The organism is Novosphingobium sp. (assembly GCF_032093395.1).
GTDB lineage: Bacteria > Pseudomonadota > Alphaproteobacteria > Sphingomonadales > Sphingomonadaceae > Novosphingobium.
The window spans coordinates 1-10,936 of record NZ_DAMDBA010000116.1 but is presented as its reverse complement, the minus strand read 5'-3'; the positions used below and the strand labels follow the sequence as shown (position 1 = coordinate 10,936).

Here is a 10,936-nt window from a genome sequence, read left to right as displayed (position 1 = left end):
GCGTCTGCTCCGCTGCGGTGAGAGGCCCTCTAAGACCCACCCATGATTCGGTCAAACCGTTTTTATAGAAAGTTTTCCACACCGCCCCGGCTCCTTGTGGAAAAGTATGAGCGTCTAGAACTTCATCGAGAAGGGATCGCGACGGTCGCCTGAAAAATCGATGAAGACGTTCTTGGTCTGCGTGAACTCCTGGATTCCCGCCTCGCCCCGCACGCGTCCGAAGCCGGAGTTCTTCATCCCGCCGAACGGAGCCTGCGGGGCCGCCACGCGGTAGGTGTTGACCCAGACCACACCCGACTGAATCGCGCGCATCATGCGCAGGCAGCGGCTGATGTTCTCCGACCAGATGCCGCTTGCCAGCCCGTAAGGCGTGTCGTTGGCGATCTGCACCGCCGCCTCCTCGTCCTCGAAGGGGATGATCGAAAGAACCGGGCCGAAGATTTCCTCGGCGGCGACCTTCATGTCGTTGCGCACGTCCGCAAAGATGGTCGGTTCGATGAAGAAGCCTTTCTCCAGCCCCGGACCTTCCGCCCGGCCGCCGCCCGCGACAAGGCGCGCGCCGTCTCCCTTGGCGGCTTCGATGAAGGAGAGGATCTTCTCGAACTGCGGCTGGTTGGCGGCCGTGCCCATCTCGGTTTCGGGCAGGCGCGGGTCGCCCATGCGGATCATTTTGGCGCGCGCGGCCAGCCCCTCGACCATGCGGTCATAGACGCCGCGCTGCACCAGCAGGCGCGATCCAGCGATGCAGGTCTGCCCGGTGGCGCCGAAAATGCCCGCTAGCGCGCCGATCAGCGCGCGGTCGAAATCGGCATCGTCGAACACGATGTTGGGCGACTTGCCGCCCAGTTCCATCGTCACAGGCTTCAGGTTCGCACCCGCTGCCTGCGCTATCATGCGACCAACGCCGGGGCTGCCGGTGAAGCTGATCTTGTCCACGCGGGCGCTCTCGGTCAGCACGCGGCCGACATCGCCCGCGCCGGTGACGACTTGCACGACACCGGCGGGGAAGCCTGCCTTCTCGCACATCTTCGCCACTTCCAGTGTCGTGGTGGACGCATGTTCGCTGGGCTTCAGGATCACGCAGTTGCCCGCCGCCAGCGCTGCGGGAAGCGTATTGGTCAGGATCGCCACCGGGGAATTCCACGCGGTGATCGCCGCCACCACGCCGAACGGCACGCGGATCGCGAAATCCAGCGTGTCCTTCTGGTCCAGCGGCACGACATCGCCGTGCATCTTGTCCGCCCAGCCCGCGTAGTAACGGAAGATGCGCGCCGCATAGCCCATCTGGTTGTGCGTTTCGCGGATGACCTTGCCGTTGTCGGTCGTCTCCAGCAGAGCCATGCGATCGGCATCGGCGTCCAGCAGGTCCGCCACCTTGTTCAGCAGCTTCGCGCGCTCGCCGGGAGTGGTCTTGCTCCATGTGCTGTCGAAAGCGCGGCGGGCGGCGGAGATCGCATCTTCCACGTCCCCCGCCGTGGCGACGGCGATCTCGGCATGGACCGACTGGTCGTAGGGATTGATCGCCGGAAGCGTGCCGCCGTCCGAAGCGGGGCGCCACGTGCCGTCGATGAAGAGGCCGTAAGTCTCGGTCATTGCGGGTTTCCTGCCAGCACCGCTGTTCGCACGGTGGCGACCATATTCCTGCCCTTGCCCTGCTGGGTCCAGACTTCGGCACCACCCTCGGTCGCCTGCCCGCAGACATGAAGCGGCACGCCGTCGAAAGCGGGCTGCTGCCCTCGGAAATCGAAGCCGGTAACCGGCGCATCCAGATGGCGCGCGGCGAGCGAGACCAGCAGCGTCGCCTGAAGCGGTCCGTGGACCACAAGGCCCGGATAGGCCTCTTCCTCCATCGCGTAGGGACGGTCGTAGTGGATGCGGTGGCCGTTCATGGTCAGCGCCGAATAGCGGAACAGCAGCACCGAATCCGGGATCACTTCCTCCCGCCACACCGCATCGGGCGCAGGCGCGGCGACCGGCGTGGGCAGCATGGCAGAGGCGGGTTCGCGATAGACCAGATCCTGCTCCTCGCTCACTGCGACGCCCTGTCCGGCGTCTAGATCGTGGCGCACCGTCACGAAAACGAGACGGCCGGTGCTGCCGGTCTTTTCCTTGATCGCAGTGATCGTGGAGGTCCGCGTGACGATCTGCCCCAGCAGCAGCGGCTTCACGAAAGTCACGCGCCCGCCTGCCCACATGCGGCGTGGCAGCGGCACGGGCGGCAGAAACCCACCCTTTGCCGGATGCCCGTCGACGCCAAGCCCCTGCGGCTGCTTCACGTCCCAGAAGTAGAGCCAGTGGTGCAGCAGCGGAAGCGGATCGCCGGTCTTGCCCCCGCCCTCGCCGCTCAATGCGACATCGAGAGCATTGCTGCGCGCTGGTTCCAGCACGTCGATCACGCTCTGGCTGCGACCGATCCAGTCTTCGAATTCGCTCACTTGTCAGTTCCTTTGGTGAAGCAGTGGCAGCCCGGCGCGCGGCCAGTCGACGGCGATCAGCAGTCCGTGCCCGGATACGGTGATCCACGCCGTCTTCATGTCCGGCCCGCCGAAACAGATGTTGGTGCAATAGGGCTCCGGCCCCTGCCAATATTCGAGCTTCTCGCCCTCCGGAGAGAACACGGTGATGCCGCCGGTCACCAGCGTGGCGACGCAGATATTGCCGTTGGCTTCGAGCGCCATGGAATCGAAGCGCTGGTAACCGGTCGCCTGCCCCAGCATCGTTCCGCCATTGGGCGAGGGCCATGCAATTCGACCCAGCTCGCCACGACCCGTGATCGGCCATTGCCACAGCCGCCCCGTCTCGGTTTCGGAGACATAGAGCGTCTTCTCATCCGGAGAGAGGCCGCAGCCGTTGGGCGTCACCAGCGGGAACGCCGCCTGCCGAATCCACGAACCGTCCGCTGCCGCGTGGTAGACCACTCCGCAGTCCATCACCCGGTCATAGGTCTTGCCGTGATCGGTGAACCACATGTCGCCCGCCGCATCGAACACGATGTCGTTCGGGCCATTGATCTGCACGCCGTCGCAATGCGTGTAGAGCGTGGTCATTTCGCCGGTGTCGAGGTCCACGCGCTGGATGCCGCCGCCGGTATAGTCCGCCGCGCGACCGTGCGGGCGGTTGTAGCCCTTCACGCCCTGGATATCCTCACTGACCCAGTGGAAGCCGCCATTGTTGGCGACATAGCAGGCCCCGTCCGGGCCGATCGCCGCGCCGTTCGGCCCGCCGCCGAGATGGGTCACGACGTTTTTGGTCCCATTCGGCTGAACGCGGATCAGGCGGGCACCCTTGATCTCCACCACCAGCACCGATCCATCAGCCATGGCGATCGGGCCTTCGGGAAAGATCAGGCCATCGGTGACGACGCGGTATTCCAGCTTGCGCAGTTCCATGGGACTCTCCCTCTCAACGCGGATCCACGACTTCGATGATCGCCGGGAAATAGGCCTGGCCGATCCCGGCATCGACCGCCGCCTGATAGTATTCGGCAGCCAGACGCGGCAGGCGCGGCTCCACGCCCATCTGCTCGGCCAGTTCGATGGTGTAACCCAAGTCCTTCAGCGCATAGGGCGCGGGGAACGCCTTCTCAGGAAACCGGCGCGGCACCATTGCCTTCAGCCCATGGTTACGCAGGGCAAAGCTGTCTCCGGAGCCGAGCGAAACCGCCTCCACCAGCTTGCCCGGAGCGACGCCCGCGCGTTCCGCCACCACGAACATCTCGGCCAGCGCGGCCACTTGTTCGAACAGCAAGGTGTTGTTGATCAGCTTCACAACTTGCCCGCAGCCCACTTCGCCGCAGCGGGTGACGTCCGACCCCATGTAGCGCAGCAGCGGCTCGATCCGCGTGTAGAGTTCCTCCCCCGCGCCGACCATGATCGAGAGCGTGCCGTCGATCGCGGCCTGGCGCGTGCGGGCCACCGGAGCATCGGCAAAGGCGATGCCCTTTGCCGAAAGAAGCTGCGCCACCTCGCGCGCCTCGGCCACGCTGGTGGTGGAAAGGTCGATCACCACGGAGCCCACCGAGCCGTGCTCGGCAATCTCCTCGCACACCGCGCGGACCTGCTTGCCGCCGGGCAGCGAGAGGAAGATCACTGTCGCGGCCCTCGCCACGTCCGCCACCGATCCCGCCGCCACGGCGCCACCGCCGACCTGCACGGCCAGCGCTTCCGCATTCATGTCGAAGGCATGGAGCGGCGCCGCGTGCTTTCGGGCCGCGTTCGCGCACATGCCGCCGCCCATCACGCCAAGGCCGATGAAGCCCAAGGTCGGTGCCGTCTCACTCATCTTCCCAAAGTCCCCAATATGTTTTTCAGGCGCATCTTTTTCAGGTACTTCGCGCCCATCTCACCAGATAACTTCGGCCTCTTCCAGTGCCTTGCGCTCGTCGCGGCCCATGCCCAGCAGTTCGCCGTAGACATAATCCTCATGTTCGCCGAGCGCCGGCGTGCCACGTGCGATGCCGATCTCCGCGCCCTTCGAAAGGCGCATCGGCACGCCCACGGCGGCGCGGCGCTTGCCGTCCGGCTCGGTGACTTTGATGATGGCGCCCCGCGCCCGCAAATGCGGATCGGTGACGATCTCCGGCGTCGTCCAGGACGCATGGGCAGCCACGCCGGCCGCCTGCAAACGCTGCACCGCGTCCTCTGCGGGGAGCGTTGCCGTCCACGCCGAAACCAGCGCATCCAGTTCGCGCCGATGGCCATGACGATCCGCCTCCCGCGCAAAACGTGGCTCGGCCGCCATCCCGGTCACGCTGCAAAGCGCCTGCCACTGCGCATCGCTCTCTACCGCGATCGCGATCCACCGATCCTCCCCGGCCGAGGGATAGACGCCGTGCGGGGCCATGCGCGGATGATCGTTGCCGGCACGCCGGACCTCTCCTCCCGCGGCGGCCAGCAACAGCGCCTCCCCCACCAGCGACGCGGCAACTTCCCGCGCGGCCACGTCCACATGCCCGCCCTCGCCTGTCGCCCGGCGGCGATGCAACGCCGCCATCACCGCCACGGCGGCGTTCATCCCCACGGTGTGGTCCATCACGTGACGCATCTCCACCGGAGGCCCGTCCTCATAGCCGGTCAATTCGCCCAATCCGCCCCATGCGCCGAACAGCGGAGCATAGCCGGCAAAGTGACTGTCCGGCCCGGTCTGTCCGGAGGAGGAGACCGACAGCATCACCAGATCGCGGCGCACCGCCTGCAACGCGGCAAAGCCCAGCCCCAGCCGGTCCATCACACCGGGACGAAAGCTTTCCGCCGCGATGTCGGACACGGCAACGAGCCGCTTGGCCAGCGCCGCGCCCTCCGCCTTCTTCAGATTGATGCGCACGGACAACTTGTTGGACGCGACCTGATCGAACGTCGCCGGCCCCATGCGGCCGTAAACCGGGTGAGGCTTGCGGAAGGCGTCAAGGCGCATGGCGCTCTCCACCTTCACCACTTCGGCGCCAAGCTGCGAGAGCAGCTGCGTGCAGAACGGGCCGGCGTTATGCACGGTGAAATCGGCGATGCGGATGCCCTTCAGCGGCAGCGTCATGACAGCACCTCGGCGCCCACTTTGTTCATTTCGCCCAATTCGGGGGGCCCGCCGCGCAGCGACAGGGTGGCGCCGTCTATGTGAACCGGCGAGACCAGCATGTTCACCAGACCGACTTCCGAAATCGGGACGGGCTGAAACAGGCCGCGATGATGCTCCTGGGCCCCTCGCAGGATATCGTCAGGCGTCTTGTAGCGGCCGATCGGCACCGACAGCTTCTGCCCCTCGGCCACGATATCGTCCACCTTGCGCACGATCGCCCATGCGCGGATGTGGCGGTTGATCTCCGGCCCGCGCCGGCTGCGCTCAAGGCTATCCGAGAGCGCCGGATCGAGCGCCCATTCCGGGCTGCCCAGCAGCTTGACCAGACCGTCCCACTGCCGCTGTTCCAGGGTCAGCAGTTCGACATGGCCGTCCGCGCAGGGGATCACACCGCCATAGCGGAAGGACCGCTCCACCCGGTGTTCGATGGAGCCGTCGCCAAGCCGCTGGATCGCGAAAGCCCCCACCGCCAGCGCGGCATCCTGGCTGGCAATATCCACGAACTGACCGCCCACCTCGCCCCTCACCCAGAGCGCGGAAAGCGCCCCCAGCGCAGCGGCGATGCCGCCCTGCATCTCGGCAAAATGCCCGGCGATCTTTACCGGCGCACGGTCCGGAAACAGCTCCACCGAAAGCCCGTTCGGCAGCAGGTTGCCCTCGCCCGAGGCATGCTGGACGGTGATCTCGCTCGCCTGCCAGTCGGCCTTGGGCCCATGCGCGCCGAAGGGCAGGACCGAGACGTGGACGAGCTGCGGATGGCGCGCGGAAAGCGCCGCTTCGTCCAGGCTCAGGCCCCGCCGCCCCGCACGCAGGGAATCGTCAATAAAGATGTCGCATTCGCTCAGCAGGGCACCGAGCGCAGCCTGACCCTCGCCCGTCGCCAGATCGCAAGTCATGCTGCGCGCGCCCGCCGCCAGATAGGCGAAAAGGGCCGAGGTGGGCTTCGTTCCCTCTCCTTTCGCAAGGAATGGAGGCTCCCTGCGCAAGGCCGAACCGCAGGGCGGTTCGACGAAGACCACCTCGGCCCCCTGCACGCCCAGCAGGCGTGCCGCGTAGGCCGCCGCCACGCCCGAAGCGTGGACGGCGACCCGAAGCCCATCGAGAGGAGGAGTTCCCACCGCCAGTGCCCCCGCTGAAATCAGCGAACCACCGGCAGTTCGAGATCCAAGCCGGAGCCATCGACGAAGACCTTGGTCTGCGGATCGAGCGAAGGCAGCACCACCGTCGCCAGGCCCGGCGTGGTCAGTTCGCCGCGCTGGTTCTCACCCTTGATCTCGATATCGACGAGGGCGAAACCGTCCTTCTTGTACTTGCGCGTCACGGTGCCGCGCGCCCAGGTGCAATCACCCATGGTGTTGAAGCGGCTCATGCGCGTGCGGATGCGCTTCAGGAAGCCGGCGTCGCCCATCCAGTTGGTGATGAGGCTGGCCATCCAGGCCGAGCGCTGCGGTCCGTAATCGTAGACGCCGGGGACGCCCACTTCCTTGGCGGTGGATTCGCGGTGGTGGCCGATGCCGGTGTATTCGATGCCGCCACCCGCTTCGGGGTTGCGGAAGAAATGGCCGGGGTGCTTCACGGCGTTCTTGAAGATCACGCCGTGCGTGTGGCCACGGCCGCAGCCGACCAGGAAGCCCATGGTGTCCATCAGGCTGAGCGGGCCGCGCACGATCTCTGGCAGCACTTCGCCTTCCTGCACTTCTTCCCAATAGCGCACGTTGCCGCTGCGAATGTTCTTCTCTTCGTCGAGGATCGCGTTGTCGATCTTCTCGAACTCCTCGGGCGTATATTCATGGGTCTTGATGTCGGCGTACTTGCCGGCTTCGCGCGCGGCCTTGCGCTCGTGGCGGGTGCAGGTGCCGAGCGCACGGGCGACCAGTTCGCCGCGCTGGTTGTAGTAGCTCGCTTCGACATACTGAAGCACGAGCGTGCCGGAGAACTGGCTTTCCTTCACGTCCACGCCGACGACGCGCTCGATCGCGTTGATGCGGTCGCCGGGGCGGATGTGGCGGAACATCTCCCAGTCGTTTCCGGCGTAGAAACCGTGGACGCCCGGCAGGCCCCAGCGCGTGCGGCCGACCCAGCCGAATGCCATCGGGAAGTTCGGGTGGGCCAGCATCGAGCCATGGCGCGTCAGGCGGCCAACTTCGAGATCGCGGTAGAGCGGGTTGAGATCACCAATGCCGTTGCAGAAGTTGCGGATCGTGTCCTCGGTCGCATCCTGAAGGTACGGACCTTCGGGGCGCAACTGCATGCCGATCATGTTCTCGGCCGCCTTGATCGCCTCGGGCGTGATCTTGCCCTCTGCCGGTGCGGCGCCGACTTCCTTCTCGCTGGTGATGGTAGCCATGTCTGTTGAGATCCCTTTTCCCGGCGGACAAGGGCTTGCCCCCACCGCATGTGCATCACGATGGATAATGCATTATTTCGGGTCCGAACTTGGGTCCAGTCAGGAGCGATGCGCGGGAACCATTGATCGCGGGCGCGTTATACCGGCAGCGAGCGCGCGTGGCGCCGTCGCAGAATGCATTGTTATGGAGGGTTGACGCCGGCCCGGAAGGCCGCTGTCAGTCCTGCGGATCGCCCCTGCTTGCCGCCAGCCTCGGCGCCAGCAGGCACTTCAGCGAAAAAACCGCCTCGGCCACCCCGAATTTCGCGGCTCTGGACCGCGCGATCGCCCCGCTCACGAGTACGGCCCGCGCCCGGGACGCTTCGGATCGGAAAACGGCTGGCCGGGGATGCTGCACATCCTGCGCGGCTACGGCGTCCCTGGAACTTCCACTAGCCGCTCGCCCGGCAACAGACTGTCTCCTTCGCGGATACAATCGCAGGTGCTTTGCAGGCTCTTGGTTCTTGCCTTGGGTTGCTCTATTTCACTGGGCAAGGAGAAGAAAGTGGCCCAATCGACCCGCGCGACCAGGACGCTCGAACAGGCCGGGATTGCCTTCAGCCTGCACGCCTACGAGTACGATTCCACCGCCGACAGCATCGGCGTGGCGGCAGCCCACGCCTTGGGCGCCGATCCCGGACAGGTGTTCAAGACGCTGATGATCCTGGCCGACGGCAAGCCTGCCTGCATCGTCGCGCCGAGCAGCGGCGAAGTCTCGATGAAGAAAGCCGCCGCCGCTTTCGGTGCCAAGGCCGCGACGATGATGAAGCCCGCCGACGCGGAACGGCTTACAGGTTACAAGATCGGCGGTATCAGTCCCTTCGGCCAGACGCGCCGCGTTCCGGTGGCGCTCGATGAAACGGCGGTACTGTGGGACGCGATCTTCCTGAACGGCGGCCAGCGGGGGCTGCAAGTGCGGCTTCAGGGCGATGACGCCCGGCAATTGCTGGACGCCGTGCTCTGCGACGTCGCGGCATAGCTGGCGTTTCATCCGCCACAGTTTAAGTTCTGGACGCCGGTCGCTCTCTCCGATTGACCGGATAAACTCAACCAAATAAGTTGACAACTGGAGACAGGATACCCGCAAGGAGAGACTTGGATGACCATCGAAATCCGCAAGCATGGACGCGTCGGCGCAGAAATCCTTGGTATCGACCTCTCGAATCCCGTGTCTGCAGACGAACTGAAGCAAGTGCGCGCCGCCTTCGCGGAACACGGCGTCATCTTCTTCCGCGACCAGTCCATTAGCGAAGGGCAGCACATCGCCTTTGCCCGTGCGTGGGGCCCGATCAACATCAACCGCTTCTTCGCCGCCCATCCCCATCATCCGGAAATCGCGCTGGTGGTGAAGGAGCCGGATCAGCAGCACAATATCGGCGGCGGCTGGCACACCGATCATTCCTACGACTTCGAACCGGCGCTCGGCTCCATCCTGGTCGCGCGCGAACTTCCCCCCCAAGGCGGCGCGACTGCATTTGCCTCCATGTATGCGGCTTATGATGCGCTGCCGCAGCGGTTGAAGCAGCAGTTGGAAGGCCGAAAGGCCGTCCACTCCGCGCGGCATGTCTTCGGCAGCAAAGCCGTTGCCTACGAGGCGGTTCAGGACACCCGCAGCGACGGTCGCATCGGCAACTCCGCGGCCGCCGACGTGCTCGATGACCCGGTCCACCCCGTGATCATCACCCATCCCCTCAGCGGAAAGCGCGCCATATACGTCAACCCAAGCTTCACCCTGCATATCCAGGGCCTGTCGGAACAGGGTTCGCAAGATCTGCTCCAGGAAATCTACGCCCATTGCAGCGGGCCGGACTTCCAGGAAGACTTCCACTGGCGTGAAGGCTCGATCGCCTTCTGGGATAATCGCGCGACCTGGCACTATGCCTACAACGATTATCACGGCCATCGCCGCGAAATGCATCGCATCACCATCGCGGGCAGCGCGCTCGCCTGAACTTCTTCCCCGTTCGAGTGGTGCCGCCGGAAAGCACAGGCTCTTGAAAAATCGGGATGGAGCGGCGATCCTCGTGCAAACCCCTGGAATGCCTACGATCCAAATAGTGAAAGGGGGCCAAATAGCGAGCGCGGCGGCCAAAAGGCGAGGTCAACCTTACTGCCGGCCTCCGCCAAAAGGTATCCTTGCCACCCTGCAATGACATATTTAATGTCAACCAAATGGATTGAGTTTAGGCATGGGCCACCTCACGGGAGACATGACACGATGAATGCCGGAACACTCCATCGCCGCCTGTTCCTTTCGCTGGCCGGCGCCGGTGTCCTTGCCGTTTCGCTGGCGGGCTGCTCGGGCGGCAAGTCCGGCAACTCGGTAGAGATCACCAATGTTTCCTACGATCCGACTCGCGAACTCTATCAGGCCGTGAACCCGGCATTCGCGGCTTACTGGAAGAAGAAGACCGGCCAGGACGTGACCTTCCGCATGAGCCACGGCGGGTCGGGCAAGCAGAGCCGCGCGATCATCGACGGTCTGGAAGCCGACGTCGCCACGCTGGCGCTCGCCTATGACATCGACGTAATCGCCGACAAGGCCAAGCTGCTCCCGGCGGACTGGCAGAAGGCCCTGCCCGACAATAGCGCGCCTTACACCTCGACCATCGTGTTCCTCGTCCGCAAGGGCAATCCCAAGGGCATTCGCGACTGGAACGACCTGGTGAAGCCGGGCGTGCAGGTGATCACCCCCAACCCGAAGACGAGCGGCGGCGCGCGCTGGAACTTCCTGGCGGCCTGGGCCTATGGCCGCAAGGCCGGCGGCTCCGACGCTGCGGCCGAGACTTACGTGAAGCGCCTCTTCGCGCAAGTTCCGGTGCTCGATAGCGGCGCGCGCGGCGCCACCACCACCTTCGTGGAACGCGGCATCGGCGACGTTCTCCTCGCCTGGGAGAACGAGGCGCTGCTGGCCGAGAAGAAGCTGGGCGCGGGCAAGTTCGAGATCGTGGTGCCGTCCATCTCGATCCTCGCGGAACC

The 10,936-nt window shown here is 65.3% G+C and carries 10 protein-coding genes; 3 read left to right on the top strand and 7 right to left on the bottom strand.

Annotated elements, in window-relative coordinates; all coding sequences use genetic code 11:
• Positions 1 to 114: 114 nt before the first annotated feature.
• The 7 genes from RT424_RS22800 to RT424_RS22770 are packed head-to-tail and all read right to left on the bottom strand — an operon-like array spanning position 115 to position 7,918.
• Positions 115 to 1,593: an aldehyde dehydrogenase gene (locus RT424_RS22800; protein ID WP_313442911.1), complete on the bottom strand. Its 1,479-nt coding sequence runs from the start codon at positions 1,591 to 1,593 to the stop codon at positions 115 to 117.
• Entirely contained in the window at positions 1,590 to 2,435 is an 846-nt protein-coding gene (locus RT424_RS22795) for a MaoC family dehydratase N-terminal domain-containing protein (RefSeq protein ID WP_313442909.1), read from the bottom strand. The genes RT424_RS22800 and RT424_RS22795 overlap by 4 nt, the downstream gene beginning before the upstream one ends.
• Positions 2,436 to 2,438: 3 nt before the next feature.
• Positions 2,439 to 3,389 carry an SMP-30/gluconolactonase/LRE family protein gene (locus tag RT424_RS22790; RefSeq protein ID WP_313442907.1) on the bottom strand — a complete coding sequence of 317 codons (951 nt, stop codon included), beginning with the start codon at positions 3,387 to 3,389 and terminating at the stop codon, positions 2,439 to 2,441.
• A gap of 13 nt (positions 3,390 to 3,402) precedes the next feature.
• Positions 3,403 to 4,281, bottom strand: coding sequence for an NAD(P)-dependent oxidoreductase (locus RT424_RS22785; RefSeq protein ID WP_313442904.1), 879 nt, complete (start codon positions 4,279 to 4,281; stop codon positions 3,403 to 3,405).
• Between the two features lie 60 nt (positions 4,282 to 4,341).
• Positions 4,342 to 5,529: a CoA transferase gene (locus tag RT424_RS22780; protein ID WP_313442902.1), complete on the bottom strand. Its 1,188-nt coding sequence runs from the start codon at positions 5,527 to 5,529 to the stop codon at positions 4,342 to 4,344.
• Positions 5,526 to 6,689 carry a CoA transferase gene (locus RT424_RS22775; protein WP_313442900.1) on the bottom strand — a complete coding sequence of 388 codons (1,164 nt, stop codon included), beginning with the start codon at positions 6,687 to 6,689 and terminating at the stop codon, positions 5,526 to 5,528. The genes RT424_RS22780 and RT424_RS22775 overlap by 4 nt, the downstream gene beginning before the upstream one ends.
• Before the next feature lie 20 nt (positions 6,690 to 6,709).
• Positions 6,710 to 7,918, bottom strand: a complete 1,209-nt coding sequence (locus RT424_RS22770) for a MaoC family dehydratase N-terminal domain-containing protein (protein WP_313442897.1) — start codon at positions 7,916 to 7,918, stop codon at positions 6,710 to 6,712.
• 544 nt (positions 7,919 to 8,462) lie between these two features.
• Here RT424_RS22770 and ybaK point away from each other — a divergent pair.
• From ybaK to RT424_RS22755, 3 genes are all read left to right on the top strand, one after another.
• Complete coding sequence (gene ybaK, locus RT424_RS22765; protein ID WP_313442894.1) at positions 8,463 to 8,936, top strand: Cys-tRNA(Pro) deacylase; 474 nt, start codon at positions 8,463 to 8,465, stop codon at positions 8,934 to 8,936.
• 120 nt (positions 8,937 to 9,056) lie between these two features.
• Complete coding sequence (locus RT424_RS22760) at positions 9,057 to 9,908, top strand: TauD/TfdA family dioxygenase (RefSeq protein ID WP_313442892.1); 852 nt, start codon at positions 9,057 to 9,059, stop codon at positions 9,906 to 9,908.
• A 267-nt stretch (positions 9,909 to 10,175) separates the two neighbouring features.
• On the top strand, positions 10,176 to 10,936 hold a 761-nt coding region (locus RT424_RS22755), incomplete at its 3' end, for a sulfate ABC transporter substrate-binding protein (RefSeq protein ID WP_313442890.1).

Coding starts and splice junctions, on each gene's coding strand:
- RT424_RS22800 (WP_313442911.1), bottom strand. CDS start 1,593: ATGACCGAGACTTACGGCCTCTTCATCGACGGCACGTGGCGCCCCGCT.
- RT424_RS22790 (WP_313442907.1), bottom strand. CDS start 3,389: ATGGAACTGCGCAAGCTGGAATACCGCGTCGTCACCGATGGCCTGATC.
- RT424_RS22780 (WP_313442902.1), bottom strand. CDS start 5,529: ATGACGCTGCCGCTGAAGGGCATCCGCATCGCCGATTTCACCGTGCAT.
- RT424_RS22770 (WP_313442897.1), bottom strand. CDS start 7,918: ATGGCTACCATCACCAGCGAGAAGGAAGTCGGCGCCGCACCGGCAGAG.
- RT424_RS22760 (WP_313442892.1), top strand. CDS start 9,057: ATGACCATCGAAATCCGCAAGCATGGACGCGTCGGCGCAGAAATCCTT.
- RT424_RS22785 (WP_313442904.1), bottom strand. CDS start 4,281: ATGAGTGAGACGGCACCGACCTTGGGCTTCATCGGCCTTGGCGTGATG.